We start from the raw sequence: 18077 nt of genomic DNA, 5'->3' as shown, positions 1-18077 counted from the left end.
GCCCACCAAACTCTCTTTGCATCTTTGTAAGCGTAGTTTGACTTGAATCCACTGGTATATGTATCTCCGCCGACCTTTACAGTTGCCTTTACCATGTAGTTGCGACTAATACCTGCTTTACGCCCAATTTCGGAATATACAATGGTGTCTGTTTGCCCTCCATTGTAGTACAAATCTCCACCCGCTACATCAATAGCTCACGCTGTAAGTGGAGCGCCGACAACCATAACTGCTGCTACAAGACCAACTACTTTCGTTCTCAACTTCTTTGCTCTCATTCGATAAACCTCCTTTCTCTTTTTTACTTTTTGATAGTTTTATGTCACGTACTGTTTTTACTAACCTCAACATAACATATATTTCATTAAATGTCAAGTTATTTTTGTTTCTATTTTATATATGTTATTTTGTGATAACTTCTTATTAAAATGCGGCCGCCTTAAGGGGTCTGCGTCGACCGTATTGCACTGCAAAGGAGTCTCATGAACGTACTTGTTGTCAACGCCGGCAGCTCAAGCCTTAAATATCAGCTTTTGGATACCGATACCCGCGAGGTTTTCGCCAAGGGCAACTGCGAACGCATCGGTTCGGACATGGGCATCTTTGGCCACTCCGAGAACGGTGGCGCCAAGCAAACCGAGGAGGTCCCCTTCCCGGATCACCGTTCGGCTATCGCACGTGTGCTCGAGGAGCTCGAGAAGACCGACTTTACGATCGATGGCATTGGGCATCGTATCGTTCAGGGCGGCTGGCACTTCGATGATTCCGCAGTTGTCGACGACGAGGTTATGGCCAAGATTCTTGAGGTGGCACCGCTTGCTCCGCTGCACAACTACGGCGAGGCCGCGGCGATTGAGTATTGCCGTGAGAAGTATCCGGAGCTGCCCAACGTGGCCGTCTTCGATACCTCGTTCCACATGACCATGCCCGAGGTCGCCTATACCTATGCGCTGCCCAAGGACGTGTGCGACAAGTACCACGTGCGCAAGTACGGCGCCCACGGCACGAGCCACCGCTATGAGTGGATGATGGCCAAGGAGATCCTGGGCTCGCGCTGCCACCGTCTGCTTTCGTGCCATCTGGGCAACGGTGCTTCGCTCGCCGCCATCGAGGACGGCGTGTGCCGCGATACCACGATGGGCCTCACGCCGCTCGACGGCCTGATGATGGGCACCCGTTGTGGTTCCATTGACCCGGCCACCGTGTGCTACCTGCAGCGCGAGGGCGGATACAGTTACCAGGAAGTCGACGACATGATGAACAAGCAGTCTGGTCTGCTTGCCATTTCGGGCATCTCCAACGACGCTCGCGACATCCGTACACGCGCCTCCGAGGGCGACGAGCGCTGCTTGCTCGCCTTCGACATGTTCGCCTATAAGGCCATGCAGCAGGCAGGTTCCATGATCGCTTCCATGGCGGGCGTGGACACCATCACCTTTACCGCCGGCATCGGCGAGAACGACTGGTCGATCCGCAAGGCCTTCTGTGACTGCTTTGAGTGGCTGGGCGTACGCATCGACAACAACAAGAACCGCGAGGCCGTGGGCAATGGCCCGCAGGTCATCAGTGCCGCCGGTTCCTCCGTCACGGTCATGGTCATCCCCACCGACGAGGAATACATGATCGCCCACGACGTCGAGCGCCTGACCAAGAACAACTAACGCATTCGCCTGTAATTGACAAAAAGGCCTCCAGAGCAACAGCTCCGGAGGCCTTTCTACTAGCAGGCGGAAATTCCAGTCCCAAAGTGATCGCTACCAGCAACGCCTGCACTTTCAGCAACGACACCCATCCGTTCAGATTTTCAGACCCAGCTCGTAGCCACGCCGCCGTCCACCCCAGATCCCCTGAATGCTACGTGGCGGTAGAAGGCCGTACGGGTTAACCCCTGAAAACAATCCGCAGACCAGAAACGCCCCCGTTCGTAGCTCCGGAGGAGCAGAACGGGGGCGTTTCATTGGTCGAGGACGTTTTCAGGGGTTAACCCGTACGGCCTTCGGGCGAGTGCGTACGCTACTCAGCCATCTGAGCCTGGACGGCGGTGATGGCCACGACACCCACGATGTCGTCGGCAGAGCAGCCGCGCGAAAGGTCGTTGACCGGCTTGGCGATGCCCTGCAGGATGGGGCCGTAGGCGTCAGCACCGGCGAAGCGCTGGACCAGCTTGTAGCCGATGTTGCCGGCCTCGAGGTCGGGGAACACGAGCACGTTGGCCTTGCCGGCAACGGAGGAGCCGGGGGCCTTGAGCTGGGCGACGGTGGGGACGATGGCGGCGTCGAGCTGCAGGTCGCCGTCGATGGCGAGCTCGGGAGCCTTCTCCTTGCAGAACTTCACGGCCTCTTGGACCTTCTTGGCGACCTCGCCGCCGGCGGAGCCCATGGTGGAGTAGGAGAGCATGGCCACGTGCGGCTCAACGTTGCCCATGAAGGTGGACCAGGAGTGAGCCGAGGCGATGGCGATCTCGGAGAGTTCGTCAGAGGACGGGTTGATGTTGAGGCCGCAGTCGGCGAAGATCAGCGTGCCGTCGGTGCCGAACTGCGGGGTGTCGGTGCACATCACGAAGAAGGCCGAGACCAGCTTGGTGCCCGGGGCGGTCTTGAGGATCTGAAGCGCGGGGCGCAGGGTGTCGGCGGTGGAGTGGCAGGCGCCGGAGACCAGGCCGTCGGCGTCGCCCATCTTGACCATCATGGTGCCAAAGTAGGTGGCGTCCATCACCTGGGCGCGAGCCTGCTCGATGGTAACGCCCTTCTTGGCGCGGAGCTCGGCAAACTTCTGTGCGTACTCCTCGTGCTTCTCGGCATTGCGCGGGTCGATGACGGTAGCGCCGGGAACGTTGATCTCGTCGGGGTTGCCCAGGATGACGATCTTCGCCAGGCCCTCCTCGATGATCTTGGTGGCCGCGACGATGGTGCGCGGATCCTCGCCCTCGGGCAGGACGATCGTCTTAAGGTCGGCCTTGGCGGCAGACTTCATACGGTTTAGGAAATCGCTCATGTTACTCCTTACAAGCGTTTCGCTAAGCTCCAGGCGCCCGGCTGTTCACGAATAAACCCGCTGCTAGCGGGTTTACCTTACGTTAATGTACGCCGCGGTGCTTGAGCTTTCCTTGTGTGGCAAGCTCATTATAGGACGCATTAGCGCTATAATCGCTCTGATAAATATGTCTCGAAGAATGTTCGAGAAAAGCCCAGCTAACGAGCCCGTGGCTTTTGACAAGGAGTATCGATGCAGATTACCTCAGGCCTGCCTGAAGGCTTTAACGCCGGCGCGTACGACATGATTGTCGTCGGTGCTGGATATGCCGGTGCCGTTTGCGCCCGCCGTCTTGCCGAGACCATCGGCTATCGTGTTGCCGTTTTGGAGCGCCGTAGCCACATTGCGGGCAATGCCTATGACTGCACTGACGAGGCCGGAATCCTGATCCACGAGTACGGTCCGCATATCTATCACACCTTTAACGAGCGCGTGCACAATTTCCTGTCGCGCTTTACCAAGTGGACGGATTATCAGCACAAGGTGCTCGCCAACATCAACGGTGCCCTTATGCCCGTGCCCTTCAACCATGCGAGTCTCAAGCTCGCCTTTGGTGACGAGCGCGGCGAGGAACTGTATCAGAAGCTTGTGGAGACCTTTGGCAAGGATGTCAAGGTGCCCATTATGGAGCTGCGCAAGAAGAACGACCCGGATCTTGCCGAGGTCGCCGATTACGTCTACGAGAACGTCTTTTTGCATTACACCATGAAGCAGTGGGGCCAGACGCCCGATCAGATCGATCCCTCGATCACCGGCCGCGTTCCCGTCTTTGTGGGCGATGATGACCGCTACTTCCCGCAAGCTCCCTTCCAGGGCATGCCGCAGGACGGCTATACCGCACTGTTCGAGCACATGCTCGACCACGATCTGATTGATGTGTTCTGCGACGTGGACGCCCGCGACCTCTTCGAGATTGACGAGACCACCGTCAAGATCGACGGCAAGGTCTATGGCGGCGAGATCGTCTACACCGGTCCGCTCGACGAGCTGTTCAATCTCGACCTGGGCGCCCTGCCGTACCGTACGCTCGACATGAAGTTCGAGACGCTCGATATGGATCAGTTCCAGCCCGTGGGCACCGTCAACTACACCACGAGCGAGGACTACACGCGTATCACCGAGTTCAAGAACATGACCGGTCAGGTCCTGCCTGGCAAGACCACCATCATGAAGGAGTACTCCAAGGCCTATACGCCCGGATCGGACGAGACGCCGTACTACGCCATTCTTGAGCCCGAGAACCGTGAGCTCTATGAGCGCTATCTTGAGCGCGTCCAGAACCTGACGAACTTCCACCCGGTGGGTCGTCTGGCCGAGTATCGTTACTACGATATGGACGCTGTGACCAATTCCGCCCTCGATCTTTCGGATGAGATTATCGCCTGCCATGCATAAAGTCATAACATTCGGTATTCCCTCGTATAACGCCGCCAAGGACATGGACCATTGCATCACCTCCATCTTGGAGGGGAGCAATTACGCCACCGATATCGAGATTATCGTAGTGGACGACGGCTCCAAGGACGAGACGGCCGATAAGGCCGACGAGTGGGAGGCACGTTATCCCGGTATCATTCGCGCGGTGCACCAGGAGAACGGCGGCCACGGTATTGCCGTCCTTTCGGGTCTGCGCGAGGCACAGGGCACCTACTACAAGGTCGTCGACTCGGATGACTGGCTCGATGCTGCGGCTCTTTCGACTATGCTGTCGATTCTGCGTGGCTTTGAAGAGCGTGACCAGCGCGTTGACCTGTTTATCTCGAACTACGTGTACGAGAAGGTTTACGAGGGCACGCATACCGCTATTGGCTACAAATTTGCCCTGCCGCGCAAAAAGATCTTTTCCTGGGATCAGATCGGTCATTTCCGCCTGGACCAGAACCTACTCATGCACAGCCTGTGCTATCGCACGGATGTGCTGCGCGAGTCCAACCTTCCCATGCCGCCGCACACGTTCTATGTGGACAACATCTACGCCTACGTGCCGCTGCCGCGTTGCAAGACCATGTACTACGCCGACATCGACCTCTATCGCTACTTTATCGGTCGCGAGGGCCAGAGTGTCAACGAGGCCACGATGGTCAAGCGTCTGGACCAGCAGTTCCGTGTGACGCGCATCATGATGGAGTCGTACCACCTGTACAGCGATGTTGAGTCGTCGCGTCTGCGCTCGTACATGATGGGCTATTTCACCATGATGATGGCGATCTGCTCGGTGCTCACCAAGCTTTCCGAGGAAGATTGCGCCGACGAGCGCCTAAAGACGCTGTGGAATGATTTGAAGGCCTACGACGAGCGAATGTATCGTCGTGCCCGCTACGGCGTGGTCGGGTTCTTCACCAATCTGCGCGGACGGGCCGGAGACAAAACCACACTCGGCCTATACCGTCTTGCCTCAAAGATCTTCAAATTCAACTAGCTGCCGAGTAATCGCTGCTGATAGGTTGACTGGGCCCCTTGGCCTTTAGTTTGCTACTGCGAACAGTCCTGCTCGCACGGAAAGCACATTAAGTGCTTTCCGGCTCGTGCGGAACTTGTATCAAACTAAAGGCCAAGGGGCCTCTGCTATAAGAATCGATTGTCAGGCTGCCTGAATTTGAAGATCTTCGACGCGCGGTACACAGGGGCCTGGGCTGAAAAGAATCTGGTTGGTAGGTTGCCCGGTGGGGCTTGGTTATGTTTGTCGCGAGTTCCGCACGAGCCGAAGAGCACTTAATGTGCTCTTCGTGCGAGCCAGGACTGTAGAGCAGCAAACATAACCAAGCCCCACCGGGCAACCGGTCAGGTTAGGCTACTTCGCGGCGCCGGGGATGCCGTGGGAGGTTTTGGCGGTTTTGGCTCCGTTTACGATGGCGGTTTCCAAGGCCCTTACGGCGAGCATGCCCAGCAGGTCTAGGGGAACGGCGGCGCTTGCCTGGGCGCCCAGTTTGCCGCTGGCGAGGGTGTAGATGGTGTCGCCGTCGTTGGTGGTGTGCGTGGGACGGATGGCGTGTGCGTAGGCGTCTGCGGCCATCTGGGAGACCTTGGTGGCTTGTGCCTTAGTGAGTTCCACGTTGGTGACGATGCAGCTGATGGTGGTGTTGGTGCGGTCGAGCGGCATCTGCATGGATCCGGCGGCGGCAAAGGCTGCGAGTTCCATGTCGACGATCTGGTCGCTATCGGCCGCGGCGCGCATACCGGCGACCCACTCGCCGGTGAAGGGGTCGACAACGTTGCCGCAGGCGTTGACCGAAACCACCGCGCCTACCTTAACGGGACCGAGCGCCACGGCGGCAGCTCCAAGGCCGGCCTTCATGCAGGTGGCGGGCCCCATGAGCTTACCCACGGTGGCGCCCGTGCCGGCGCCTACGTTGCCCTGTTCGAGCTTGGTGGGGGTGTGGTCGAGTGCTTCGCACACGGCGGCGATGCCGGCCTCAATGTCGGGGCGCACGGTGGGGTCGCCAAAGGCAAGGTCGAAGATGCAGCTGGAGCACACGATAGGCACCTGCGTGGGGCAGACGGGAAGGCCGATGCCGCGGCTCTCAAGCTCGCGAGCGACGCCGCTTGCAGCCTCGAGGCCAAAGGCCGATCCGCCCGAAAGGCAGACGGCGTGGACCTTGTCGACGGTGTTCTCGGGTCGCAGCAGGTCGGTTTCGCGCGATGCTGGAGCACCGCCGCGAACGTCAACGCCGCCGGTGGCGCCCTCGGGCGCCACGATTACGGTGCAACCGGTGCCGGCCTCCTCGTCCGTATAGTTGCCATAGCAAAAGCCATCGATATCGCAGACGTCAATGGCCTCGAGCAGTGTATCCATGTTTAACTCCTATCGGTTTTCCGCCGCGCCTTGTGCCCGGTCGGGATCCGTACGGTACGCCAAAATTGTAGGCGCCGGGGGATACCCAGTGCCAGATGCAATTACGAGAGTTTTTGAATCGCGCGCGCGACGCGGGCGATGGGTAGGCCCACTACGTTATAGAAGTCGCCCGAAATATCGTGCACGAGCATGCGTCCTCCTGTGCCCTGAATGCCGTAGGCGCCGGCCTTGTCCATGGGCTCACCCGAGGCGACGTAGTGCTCGATCTGCTCGTCGGTGAGCTCGTAGAACGTCACGTCGGTCACATCGACAAAGGACAGGCTTTCGGCGGCATGCGGGGCGGCCGTATCGCCTGCCTTAACGATGCAGACGCCGGTTGCGACCTGGTGCGTGCGGCCCGAAAGCTCACGGAGCATGGTGCGCGCCTCGTCCTCGGTTGCCGGCTTGCCCAGAATCTTGCCGTCAAAGGTGACGATGGTGTCGGCCGCGACCGTCAACTCATTGGGCTCGGCATGCTCGGCGGCAACGGCGGCGGCTTTTGCGCGTGCTAAGCGTTCAACGAGCGTAAGCGGGGCCTCGCCATCAAACGGCGTTTCGTCGATATCGGCAGGAATGATGCGAATGTCATAGTCCGCCTCGCGCATCAACTCGATGCGGCGCGGTGATTGCGAAGCCAGAATCATAGCTGAATGCCCTCGGCGACTTTCTCGACGGCCTTGTCGCCGGCGAGCGTGCGCAGCAGCTCAAGCGCAAAGGGGAGCGACTGGGCCATGCCGCTAGCGGTGATAATGTTGCCGTCTTGCGTAACCTTCTCGCCGGTATAGGCGCCTTCGGGGAAGCTTTTCTCAAAGCCAGGGAAGCACGTGGCGTGGCGCCCCTCGAGCAGGTCGAGCTCGCCCAGGATAAACGGGGCAGCGCAGATGGCGGCGACGTGCTTGGTCGCGGCGAACTCGCAGACCACGTCGCAGACGCGCTGATCGGCGCGCAGGTTGGTGGCACCGGGTAGGCCGCCGGGCAGCACGACGCAGTCGTACTCGTCAAAGTTGATCTCATCAAAGAGTGCATCGCAGGTCACGGGGATCTGCAGCGAGCTTACGACCTCACGCGTGGGCATAATCGAGACGAGCGTGGCACGCACGCCGCCGCGACGCATGACATCGACCATGGTCAAGCATTCAATAGTTTCAAAGCCATCGGCGGCGAGAACGGCAACGCTGGGCATGAGGGTTCCTTTCATAGGCGGCATACAATTAGCCGTCTTATACCCCGAAGACCTCCGCTTGCCACGCTCGATTTCCCAATGATTTTCTGAGCAATGATTAAGCGGCTAGTTGCGCCTAAGGTGGACGACGGTCTCGCAGTGGAAGGTTTGTGGGAACAGGTCGACTGGCGTGATCTTTACGGGGGAGAAGGTGCCTTCTTCGACAAAGCGTTTGAGATCGCGCGCCAGGGCGGCCGGGTCGCAGCTCACGTAGGCGACATCGCGGGCACTCGTGCTGGCGATAAGGCCGATCGCCTCGGGGGCGAGGCCTGCGCGCGGCGGGTCGACCACCAAGATGTCGGCATCCTGGTCGGGGAACTCGCGCACCGCGTCTCCGCCAATGACGTCGACGTTATCAAGCTTGTTGATTTCCAGGTTACGGCGTAGGTCGCGCACGGCGGGGCCGTAGGCCTCGACGGCAGCGACAAAGTCGCAGCGGCGGGCGAGCGGCAGGGTAAAGGTGCCGGCACCGCAGTACAGGTCCACGGCAAGCTCGTCTTCCTGCGGGTCGAGCGCTTCCATAACAAGATCGATCAAAATCTCGGCACCCTTGGTGTTGACCTGGAAAAAAGACGGGGCAGACAAGCGCATCTGACCCTCGGCGATATTCTCGGTCCATGAGCCCTCTCCGGCGAGCATTTCGACCTTGGAGACACGGCGGGCCTTCTTTTCGCCCTTGCTCATCACGCGCACGATGCTCGTGGGATGAGCGGCGTCTGCCAGCACGCGGGAGACCTGCAAGCGCGGGAAGGAGCCCGTAGGCGTCCAGAGAGCGACCTCGAGCGCCTTGGTGCGGCGCGAGGCGCGAATGCCCACGCGTTCGAGGCCCAGGTCGTGGCTGCCGCTCAGATAGTTGAGCGCGCCGACGACCGATTTGAGCGCCTTCGGGAAGCGCTTATCGAACAGCGGGCACGTATCGACGGTCACGATTTTGCTGGGGTCGACACCGTGCATGCCAAGGCGCACGCGACCGTTGACGACGGTCGGTTCGAGCTCGATTTTATTGCGGTAGCCCCAGTCGTCCTTGGTGTGGCAGATGGGCTGTAGCAACTCATCGACCTGCTCAGGAGCGAACTTGCCGATGCGCTCGAGCGTGGAGCGCAGGTTTTGCTCCTTGGCGGCGAGCTGTGCCGTGCGTGAGAGATTGCCCCACGAGCAGCCGCCGCAGATGCCCACGAAGGGGCAGGGAGGCTGAATGCGATCGGGGCTTGGCTCCAGAATCTCGGTGGTGCGGGCACGCATGAACGACTTGCCGTCCTGTACGACCTCGGCCTCGACGGTGTCGCCTGCCACGGCGCCCTGCACAAAGACGGCCTTGCCGTTGTCGGCGTGCGCCAGCCCGTCGGCGCCGTAGGTCATCGATTCTATAGTGAGCTTCATATTCCTGCCTGTCATTCGCATTGTTGTTCGCACCATGGTAGCAGGGAAAAGCGCCCCGCATCCGAGGCTTTCCTCAAATGCGGGGCGCTTCTACAAACTGCTTCTACAAACGACTATTTCGTCTTGCCGGTAATGAGCGTCTTAAGACCCAGGCCGATCAGGCCCAGGCCTATGCGCACGCGACCGGGGCGATGGCGCTCGATGGCCTTGGTCTTGCCGGCGGGCTTATCGCGACGGGTGCTCGTCTCGGATACGGGCTTGGTGACCTGCGGCTCGGGCTGAGGTGCAGGTGCAGGCTCGGGCTCAATGACAGTCGCCTGGACCTCTTGGACCTTGGGTGCTACTGGCTGCGGCTCGGCCTCGGAGGCAGGTTCCGCCTCAATGACGGGCTCGGGCGCGGCCTCGGCGTTGCGATAGGCACGCTCCAGCAGGGCTTCCTGTGAGTTGAAGGGTTTCTCACCCTCTGCACGCTCCACGGGGACCCAGGTGCCGTCGCTCGTGAGGCTGCGGGCCTTCACGTTGTCGCGCAGCTGCATGCCCATGTACTCGTGCACTAGGGCGCGGCAGGTGGGGTCGAGCACGGGGAAGGCAATCTCCACGCGGTGCTCGGTGTTGCGCGTCATCATGTCTGCCGAGCTCAGGTAAATCATGTCCGAGTCCACGCCGAAAGCATAGACGCGCGCGTGCTCCAAAAAGCGTCCGACGATGGAGCGGACATGCACGTTCTCGGTCTTGCCCGGAACACCGGGCTTGAGGCACGAGATGCCGCGGATGATCATGTCTACGCGCACGCCGGCACACGATGCCTCGGCGATCTTGTCGATGACCTCGCGGTCGGTCAGCGAGTTGAGCTTAAAGAACACGCGGGCGGGCTCGCCGGCAAGGGCGCGCTGAATCTCGCGGTCAAGCCCGCGCATGATGAGCGGTTTCAGTCCGACGGGCGCCACACCCAGGAAGCGGTAGTCGCCGCGCAGGTTGCCCAGCGACAGATTGCGGAAGAACAGGTTGGCGTCTTCACCGATGCCGGGATGGGCTGTCATGAGCATAAAGTCGCTGTAGAGTTTGGCCGTCTTCTCGTTAAAGTTGCCGGTGCCCAAAAGCGTGAGGCGGGTGAGCGCCATGCCCTCGCGATAGGTGAGCTGGCAGATCTTTGAGTGGCATTTAAAGCCCTCGGAACCATAGATGACGGTGCAGCCTGCCTCTTCCAGACGCTCGGCCCACTCGATGTTGTTCTGCTCGTCAAAGCGGGCACGAAGTTCCATGAGCACCGTGACCTCTTTGCCGTTCTCGGCAGCATCGATCAGCGACTCGCACAGGCGGCTCTGCTTGGCCACGCGGTAGAGCGTGATGCGCAGCGAGATGCACTCGGGGTCGTAGGCGGCCTCGTGCACCAGATCCAGGAAGGGGTTCATGGCCTCGTAGGGATAAAAGAGCAGCTTGTCGTGCTGCAGCACCTGCTCGCGGATGGAGCGGGTCATGTCGATGGTGGGATTGGGCTGCGGCCTAAACGGCGTAAAGAGCAGCTCGTTGCGCAGGTGCTCGGGAATCTTGCCCTCAATGCCAAAGACGTAGCCCAGGTTGAGCGGGATATCGCAGGTAAAGACCGAGCGACGCGAAAGCTCGAGCGCCTTGCGGATAGTCTTGAGCGTCGCCTTCTCGAGCGATCCCGAGACCGCGAGCACTACCGGCTGCAGGCGCAGGCGCTTCTTGAGAATGCGCTTCATGTGCTGGCGGTAGTCCTCTTCCTCCTCGACGCCCTCGCCGTCCGGATCGATGTCAGCGTTGCGGGTGACGCGGATCAGCGCACGATCCAGCGGCTTATAGGAGCCAAAGCAGCTGTCCAGGCAGGCGAGGATGACGTCCTCGAGCAAGATGTAGGAGTAGGTGCCGGTGGGCGAGGGGATCTCGACCACGCGGTTCATCGAGGCGGGAATCTCGATAAGGCCCAGCAGGCTCTCCTCGTCGGTGGCGCCGTCCAGACCACAGGCCAGATAGAGCGCGCCATTGCGCAGGTTGGGGAAGGGGTGGCGAGGATCGATGACCAGCGGCGAGATGACCGGTGACACGTAGGCCTGGAAGTAGCGGGTTACAAAGGTGCGCTCCTCGGGCGTAAGCGAATCGATGCGGGCGCGGTGAACGCCCAAGGTGTCGAGCTTGCCCTCGATGCTCTTAAAGATGGACTCCCAACGGGTAAGGAGCCCGGGCATTTCGGCCATGACAGCATCGACCTGTTCGGAGGCGGTCATATTGCTCTTGTTGTCGACAGGTTGTTTTTTGAGCTCCGCCAGATCGGACAGGCCGCCCACGCGCACCATAAGGAACTCGTCGAGGTTGGACTCGAAAATCGACACGAACTTTAGACGCTCGAACAGCGGAACGGTTTCGTCGAAGGCTTCGTCGAGCACGCGGTTGTCAAAGCGTAGCCAGCTGAGCTCTCGGTTTTGCGTGTACGAGAAGTCGCGCGGCGGTTTGCTCAGCTTTGCGGCGGCTTGCTTTTTTTCGATTTTGCTCGGCATATGCATCTGTCCGTTCAGTCCCCGTAGGGGACGGTAGCCTAACTCTAATTCACTATTGTCTCAATTTAGTCGACCGCTGGCACGGACGTATCGCGCGAACGGTATCTTTACCTACTTCTTACGCTGACAAGTCATAGGACTGACGCCCTGCTCGTCTGCAAGCGGTCTATATCCTCACTCAACTGGTACGTAAGTGTGAATAAGAATGATAGATAGCTGAATATCATTGAATGCAGGCGGAAACGTGAACAAACATCATTTATATACATAAAACCGATTAAGCTATGCAATTCTGAATCAAAAGTTTAGAGACGCAATCGCAAATGGTTTTTAGGAAAAAAGAGCGTTTACCTTAGAAAAGTTACTTTAGAACGCCGAAGTACATCATGGGGGAATCACATGCGATATACCGTTCATCGCACTTTGTTGACCGTTCGGGGGCGAGGTGGAATTGCGGGTGGAATTTGGATATAACTAGAGCTGTCAGCAAGCAGCGCCCGTTACGGAAGGGCGCTGAGAGATTCGGCCGAAAGGCCCGAAAGAAAGGTAGGAGGCCATGACGAAAGGTCTGCACGTGCCTTCCGAGATCGGCAAGCTCAGGAAGGTCTGCCTGCACCGTCCCGGCGACGAGCTCCTCAACCTGCCGCCCGACGAGCTCGAGCGACTCCTGTTCGACGACGTCCCGTTCCTGGAGGTCGCGCAGCAGGAGCACGACACCTTCGCCCAGATCCTGAGGGACCAGGGCGTGGAGGTCCTCTATCTCGAGAACCTCGTCGCCGAGGTGTTCGACCAGGTCCCCGGCGCCCGCGCCGAGTTCACCGACCAGTACATCGCCGAGGCCGGCATCCGCGGCCAGCACATGCCGCAGATCGTCCGCGAGAAGCTGGACTCCATCGAGGACAACCTCGAGTTCGTCAAGAAGACCATGGCCGGCATGACCAAGTCCGAGATCGACATGCCCCTCACGGCGTCCACGACCCTCGACTCCCTGGTCAACTCCGAGTCCGAGTCCGACCTGATCATCGACCCGATGCCCAACCTCTACTTCACCCGCGACCCGTTCGCGGTCGTCGGCGAGGGCGTCAACCTCAACCGCATGTACTCGGTCACCCGCAACCGCGAGACCCTGTACGGCAAGTACGTCTTCAAGTACCACCCCGACTACAAGGACGTCTCGCTGTACTTCCGCCGCGACTGCCAGTTCCACACCGAGGGCGGCGACGTGCTGAACATCAACGAGAAGACCCTCGCCGTCGGCATCTCCCAGCGCACCCAGGCCGCCGCGATCGACGTCATGGCCCAGAACATCTTCTGGAACTCCGACTCCAAGGTCGAGCGCATCCTGGCCTTCGACATCCCGGTCTCGCGCGCCTTCATGCACCTCGACACGGTCTTCACCCAGATCGACGTCGATAAGTTCACGATCCACCCCGCCATCATGGGCACCCTGCGCGTCTACGAGCTGACCGCCGGCAAGAACCCGGGCGACGTGAACATCCGCCTGATCGAGGACACCCTCGAGCACGTCCTGGAGGACGCCACCGGCGTCGACCAGGTCAAGCTGATCCCCTGCGGCGGCGGCGACCCGATCGCGGCCTCCCGCGAGCAGTGGAACGACGGCTCCAACACCCTGTGCGTCGAGCCCGGCAAGATCTGCGTCTACGCCCGCAACACCGTCACCAACGACGTGCTGTACAAGGAGGGCCTGGACCTTCTCGTCGTGCCCTCCGCCGAGCTCTCCCGCGGCCGCGGCGGCCCGCGCTGCATGAGCATGCCCTTCTGGCGCGAGGACCTCTAAGGTCTTCAAGGACTCGTACGGGTCATAATACATACATCTAGCTGCCATTAGATGTCTCCCATTGGGACGGTGCGGGTTTTCGCGCCGCCCCAATCTTGTATGAGGAACGTCAACACGGTTGGATGACTGCTTTTGTAAGGAGCTTGGCCATGGACATCAAGACGATTGGCGTTGAGGAATGGCTCAACGTTTGGGAGAAGAGCGCCACGTGGGACATCGCCTAGTCGACGATCTCGTCGCTCACCATGGGCGAGCTGCGCGCGCTCGATGAACAGGACGGCGCCACGTTCTACGAGCGTTTGGACCGCGAGAAGATGAACTACGGCTGGATCGAGGGCTCGCCGGAGTTTAAGGCCGAGGTTGCCAAGCTGTATCGTCGCGAGGTCAATCCCGATCACATTCTGCAGACCAATGGCTGCACGGGCGCTAACCTCAACGCCATCATGGCTGTGGTCGAGCCCGGCGACCATGTTATCGCTGAGTGGCCCACCTACGCGCCGCTCTACGAGATTCCGCGCACGCTGGGCGCCGAGGTCGAGTATTGGGGGCTTCGCGAGGAACTCGGCTGGAAGCCCGATATCGAACAGCTCAAGCGCCTGGTTCGCCCCACCACCAAGCTCATCTGCATCAACAACGCATCGAACCCCATCGGTACGGTGCTCGATGCCGATATGCTCGGCCAGATTGCCGAGATCGCCCGTTCGGTGGGCGCCTACGTGCTGTGCGACGAGGTGTACCTGCCGCTTGAGAACACCGAGGCCTTTATGTCGATGGCTGACGTGTACGAGAATGCCATTGTCACCAACTCGTTGTCGAAGACCTATTCGACGCCTGCGGCCCGCGTGGGCTGGGTCGTGGCAGACGAAGAGGTGTCCAACCGCATCCGTACCTATCGCGATTACACCATGATCTGCGGCGGCGTGTTCAACGATGCCCTGGCGACCTATGTGCTTGAGCACAAGGATAAGATTCTCGAGCGCAATCGCAAGATCGTGTTTGGCAACCGCGATATCGCGCAGGCTTGGATCGATACGCAGCATCGCGTTTCCTGGACGGCCCCGCAGGGCGTGTCCACCTCGTTTATCCAGCTGGATATTCCCGAGGATGACGAGGAGTTCTGCAGGCGCCTGCTGTCCGAGAGGGGAGTGCTGCTGGTCCCCGGTAGCCGTTTTGAGCTTCCCTGCGGCGCACGCCTGGGCTACTGCGCGAGCGAGGACGTTCTGCGCGAGGGCCTGATGCTTTTGAGCGAGGCACTGGCGGAGTTTGATCGCTAGGATTCCGATGATCTTCGAGGGCCTTATCTAAATTGGCCGAAGATAATCGAAAACGGACCCGTTTCCCTAGGGGAAGCGGGTCCGTTTTTCTATACCGAGAAGTCAAGTTGTTACAAATGGGGCCGTAAAGCGAGGCGGTATCCGCTGGGCCTTATACTGAGTTTCCGGTGAACGGTATCAAGCGTCTGGTAAACGGTAATTTATTTATCAGAAATGAATAGGACAAACTTTTTTCTGAATAAAATTGAAAATGGTTGAGACGCGGTGTGAACCGCTAATTCTATTCATAGCTTTAGTGGTAATATGCAATTTGAGGATGGTTTAACAAAGTTTAGTTCCATTTGATTTTAGGATTAAAACGCGTTTAAGCACGTAAATACGCTTTATTAAGATGAAGTGTGCCATGCGTGAAGTATATGTGTATGCCGTTCACCCCCTATAAAAAACCGTTCGGGGGCAAGGTGGAAGTATGAGCTGATTTTGGATATAAATATGTCGTCAGCAATAACGCCTCACACGGAGGGGCGCTAACGAATCGGCCCTGACAAGGGCCCGAAAGAAAGGTAGGAGGCCATGACGAAAGGTCTGCACGTGCCTTCCGAGATCGGCAAGCTCAGGAAGGTCTGCCTGCACCGTCCCGGCGACGAGCTCCTCAACCTGCCGCCCGACGAGCTCGAGCGACTCCTGTTCGACGACGTCCCGTTCCTGGAGGTCGCGCAGCAGGAGCACGACACCTTCGCCCAGATCCTGAGGGACCAGGGCGTGGAGGTCCTCTATCTCGAGAACCTCGTCGCCGAGGTGTTCGACCAGGTCCCCGGCGCCCGCGCCGAGTTCACCGACCAGTACATCGCCGAGGCCGGCATCCGCGGCCAGCACATGCCGCAGATCGTCCGCGAGAAGCTGGACTCCATCGAGGACAACCTCGAGTTCGTCAAGAAGACCATGGCCGGCATGACCAAGTCCGAGATCGACATGCCCCTCACGGCGTCCACGACCCTCGACTCCCTGGTCAACTCCGAGTCCGAGTCCGACCTGATCATCGACCCGATGCCCAACCTCTACTTCACCCGCGACCCGTTCGCGGTCGTCGGCGAGGGCGTCAACCTCAACCGCATGTACTCGGTCACCCGCAACCGCGAGACCCTGTACGGCAAGTACGTCTTCAAGTACCACCCCGACTACAAGGACGTCTCGCTGTACTTCCGCCGCGACTGCCAGTTCCACACCGAGGGCGGCGACGTGCTGAACATCAACGAGAAGACCCTCGCCGTCGGCATCTCCCAGCGCACCCAGGCCGCCGCGATCGACGTCATGGCCCAGAACATCTTCTGGAACTCCGACTCCAAGGTCGAGCGCATCCTGGCCTTCGACATCCCGGTCTCGCGCGCCTTCATGCACCTCGACACGGTCTTCACCCAGATCGACGTCGATAAGTTCACGATCCACCCCGCCATCATGGGCACCCTGCGCGTCTACGAGCTGACCGCCGGCAAGAACCCGGGCGACGTGAACATCCGCCTGATCGAGGACACCCTCGAGCACGTCCTGGAGGACGCCACCGGCGTCGACCAGGTCAAGCTGATCCCCTGCGGCGGCGGCGACCCGATCGCGGCCTCCCGCGAGCAGTGGAACGACGGCTCCAACACCCTGTGCGTCGAGCCCGGCAAGATCTGCGTCTACGCCCGCAACACCGTCACCAACGACGTGCTGTACAAGGAGGGCCTGGACCTTCTCGTCGTGCCCTCCGCCGAGCTCTCCCGCGGCCGCGGCGGCCCGCGCTGCATGAGCATGCCCTTCTGGCGCGAGGACCTCTAAGTCTTTCCGTTTCCGGTGCGGTCCCCCTACAACCGCACCGGCTTCGCCCGTTAAACGGGCAACACTAATACTTACGTAATTCATTTCTTCGAAAGGAATCAAACCATGGGTGTTAACCTCTCCGGCCGTAGCTTCCTCAAGCTTCTCGACCTCACCACCGAGGAGATCGAGTACCTGCTCAAGCTCTCCAAGAACTTCAAGGATATGAAGCGCGCTGGCGTTCCGCACCGCTATCTCGAGGGCAAGAATATCGTTCTGCTCTTCCAGAAGACCTCCACTCGTACCCGCTGCGCCTTCGAGGTCGGCGGCATGGATCTGGGCATGGGCGTCACCTACCTCGATCCGGGTTCGTCGCAGATGGGCAAGAAGGAGTCCATCGAGGACACCGCCCGCGTTCTCGGCCGCATGTATGACGGTATCGAGTTCCGTGGCTTTGCCCAGGACGACGTCGAGGAGCTCGCTGCTAAGTCCGGCGTGCCCGTGTGGAACGGCCTGACCACCGAGTGGCATCCCACCCAGATGCTCGCCGATATCCTGACCGTCCAGGAGAACTTCAACTACGACATCAAGGGCAAGACCCTCGTCTTCATGGGCGACTGCAAGAACAACGTCGCTCGCTCCCTCATGGTTGTCTGCTCCAAGCTCGGCATGAACTTCGTGGCCTGCGGCCCCGAGGAGTGCATGCCCGCCGACGACGTCATCGAGGCCTGCAAGCCCATCGCCGAGGCCAACGGCTGCACCATCAAGCTGACCACCGACGTCAAGGACGGCGTCACCGGTGCCGACGTTATCTACACCGACGTGTGGGTCTCCATGGGCGAGCCCGACGAGGTCTGGGCCGAGCGCATCGCTCAGCTCACCCCGTATCGTGTTACCTCCGAGGTCATGGCTATGGCCAACCCGGGCGCCATCTTCCTGCACTGCCTGCCCAGCTTCCACGACACCAACACCACCATTGGCGCCGAGAAGTGCGAGCAGTTCGGCATCACCGAGCAGGAGGTCACCGACGAGGTCTTCGAGAGCCCCGCTTCCAAGGTCTTCGATGAGGCCGAGAACCGCATGCACACCATCAAGGCTGTCATGTACGCCACGCTCAAGTAAGAGCATCTAGCATCTCGCTCGGGGTGTATTGCTGCTCACCCCGAGCGGTTTTGTCTGGTAATTATCTCGCGTCGGGCGGTGGGCACGGCACGGAAGATCCGCTTCG

13 protein-coding genes are annotated in these 18077 nt (G+C 59.9%); 7 read left to right on the top strand and 6 right to left on the bottom strand.

Annotation, left to right across the window (positions count from 1 at the left end; translation table 11 throughout):
* Positions 1 to 482 precede the first annotated feature (482 nt).
* Positions 483 to 1661, top strand: coding sequence for an acetate/propionate family kinase (locus tag AB5750_RS01705; RefSeq protein WP_161115931.1), 1179 nt, complete (start codon positions 483 to 485; stop codon positions 1659 to 1661).
* A 352-nt stretch (positions 1662 to 2013) separates the two neighbouring features.
* Here the strand turns inward: AB5750_RS01705 and pta are convergent, their stop codons facing one another.
* Positions 2014 to 2994, bottom strand: coding sequence for a phosphate acetyltransferase (gene pta, locus AB5750_RS01700; RefSeq protein ID WP_006234296.1), 981 nt, complete (start codon positions 2992 to 2994; stop codon positions 2014 to 2016).
* Positions 2995 to 3225: 231 nt separating this feature from the next.
* Here pta and glf point away from each other — a divergent pair, with 231 nt between their 5' ends.
* Together glf and AB5750_RS01690 are read left to right on the top strand one after the other, a co-directional pair.
* Entirely contained in the window at positions 3226 to 4428 is a 1203-nt protein-coding gene (gene glf / locus AB5750_RS01695) for a UDP-galactopyranose mutase (protein ID WP_368145160.1), read from the top strand.
* Entirely contained in the window at positions 4421 to 5452 is a 1032-nt protein-coding gene (locus tag AB5750_RS01690) for a glycosyltransferase family 2 protein (RefSeq protein WP_006234294.1), read from the top strand. Before glf ends, AB5750_RS01690 begins: the two co-directional genes overlap by 8 nt.
* A 372-nt stretch (positions 5453 to 5824) precedes the next feature.
* Here the strand turns inward: AB5750_RS01690 and AB5750_RS01685 are convergent, their stop codons facing one another.
* The 5 genes from AB5750_RS01685 to ppk1 form a co-directional block, all read right to left on the bottom strand.
* The gene (locus AB5750_RS01685; RefSeq protein WP_161159698.1) at positions 5825 to 6826 is read right to left on the bottom strand and encodes a P1 family peptidase; all 1002 of its coding nucleotides are present in this window, start codon (positions 6824 to 6826) and stop codon (positions 5825 to 5827) included.
* A gap of 101 nt (positions 6827 to 6927) precedes the next feature.
* Positions 6928 to 7509 (bottom strand): Maf family protein, encoded by a 582-nt coding sequence (locus tag AB5750_RS01680; protein WP_148345561.1) that lies wholly within the window; start codon positions 7507 to 7509, stop codon positions 6928 to 6930.
* Positions 7506 to 8048: a DJ-1 family glyoxalase III gene (locus AB5750_RS01675; RefSeq protein WP_055287259.1), complete on the bottom strand. Its 543-nt coding sequence runs from the start codon at positions 8046 to 8048 to the stop codon at positions 7506 to 7508. Before AB5750_RS01675 ends, AB5750_RS01680 begins: the two co-directional genes overlap by 4 nt.
* Positions 8049 to 8153: 105 nt before the next feature.
* Positions 8154 to 9482 (bottom strand): 23S rRNA (uracil(1939)-C(5))-methyltransferase RlmD, encoded by a 1329-nt coding sequence (rlmD, locus tag AB5750_RS01670; RefSeq protein WP_368145162.1) that lies wholly within the window; start codon positions 9480 to 9482, stop codon positions 8154 to 8156.
* Positions 9483 to 9580: 98 nt separating this feature from the next.
* Positions 9581 to 11983 carry a polyphosphate kinase 1 gene (gene ppk1 / locus AB5750_RS01665; RefSeq protein WP_368145164.1) on the bottom strand — a complete coding sequence of 801 codons (2403 nt, stop codon included), beginning with the start codon at positions 11981 to 11983 and terminating at the stop codon, positions 9581 to 9583.
* Positions 11984 to 12539: 556 nt separating this feature from the next.
* Between ppk1 and arcA (AB5750_RS01660) the strand changes: the two genes are divergently transcribed.
* The 4 genes from arcA (AB5750_RS01660) to argF all read left to right on the top strand — a co-directional run bounded on the left by arcA (AB5750_RS01660) (position 12540) and on the right by argF (position 17971).
* Positions 12540 to 13781, top strand: a complete 1242-nt coding sequence (gene arcA, locus AB5750_RS01660) for an arginine deiminase (protein ID WP_006234281.1) — start codon at positions 12540 to 12542, stop codon at positions 13779 to 13781.
* Positions 13782 to 14011: 230 nt separating this feature from the next.
* The gene (locus AB5750_RS01655) at positions 14012 to 15055 is read left to right on the top strand and encodes an aminotransferase (protein WP_368145269.1); all 1044 of its coding nucleotides are present in this window, start codon (positions 14012 to 14014) and stop codon (positions 15053 to 15055) included.
* A gap of 573 nt (positions 15056 to 15628) precedes the next feature.
* Positions 15629 to 16870 (top strand): arginine deiminase, encoded by a 1242-nt coding sequence (gene arcA, locus AB5750_RS01650; RefSeq protein ID WP_006234281.1) that lies wholly within the window; start codon positions 15629 to 15631, stop codon positions 16868 to 16870.
* A 105-nt stretch (positions 16871 to 16975) separates the two neighbouring features.
* Complete coding sequence (gene argF, locus AB5750_RS01645) at positions 16976 to 17971, top strand: ornithine carbamoyltransferase (RefSeq protein WP_006234279.1); 996 nt, start codon at positions 16976 to 16978, stop codon at positions 17969 to 17971.
* The last annotated feature ends 106 nt before the right edge of the window (positions 17972 to 18077 follow it).

This window comes from Collinsella aerofaciens (assembly GCF_040926185.1).
Taxonomy (GTDB): Bacteria; Actinomycetota; Coriobacteriia; order Coriobacteriales; family Coriobacteriaceae; genus Collinsella; species Collinsella aerofaciens_BC.
This window is presented reverse-complemented; position numbering and strand designations above follow the sequence as displayed.

Bases quoted from the DNA above. Each gene is read 5' to 3' on its own strand.
- rlmD (WP_368145162.1), bottom strand. From the start codon at position 9,482: ATGACAGGCAGGAATATGAAGCTCACTATAGAATCGATGACCTACGGC.
- AB5750_RS01680 (WP_148345561.1), bottom strand. From the start codon at position 7,509: ATGATTCTGGCTTCGCAATCACCGCGCCGCATCGAGTTGATGCGCGAG.
- glf (WP_368145160.1), top strand. From the start codon at position 3,226: ATGCAGATTACCTCAGGCCTGCCTGAAGGCTTTAACGCCGGCGCGTAC.
- arcA (WP_006234281.1), top strand. From the start codon at position 15,629: ATGACGAAAGGTCTGCACGTGCCTTCCGAGATCGGCAAGCTCAGGAAG.
- ppk1 (WP_368145164.1), bottom strand. From the start codon at position 11,983: ATGCCGAGCAAAATCGAAAAAAAGCAAGCCGCCGCAAAGCTGAGCAAA.
- AB5750_RS01675 (WP_055287259.1), bottom strand. From the start codon at position 8,048: ATGCCCAGCGTTGCCGTTCTCGCCGCCGATGGCTTTGAAACTATTGAA.
- AB5750_RS01685 (WP_161159698.1), bottom strand. From the start codon at position 6,826: ATGGATACACTGCTCGAGGCCATTGACGTCTGCGATATCGATGGCTTT.
- arcA (WP_006234281.1), top strand. From the start codon at position 12,540: ATGACGAAAGGTCTGCACGTGCCTTCCGAGATCGGCAAGCTCAGGAAG.
- AB5750_RS01705 (WP_161115931.1), top strand. From the start codon at position 483: ATGAACGTACTTGTTGTCAACGCCGGCAGCTCAAGCCTTAAATATCAG.
- AB5750_RS01690 (WP_006234294.1), top strand. From the start codon at position 4,421: ATGCATAAAGTCATAACATTCGGTATTCCCTCGTATAACGCCGCCAAG.
- argF (WP_006234279.1), top strand. From the start codon at position 16,976: ATGGGTGTTAACCTCTCCGGCCGTAGCTTCCTCAAGCTTCTCGACCTC.
- pta (WP_006234296.1), bottom strand. From the start codon at position 2,994: ATGAGCGATTTCCTAAACCGTATGAAGTCTGCCGCCAAGGCCGACCTT.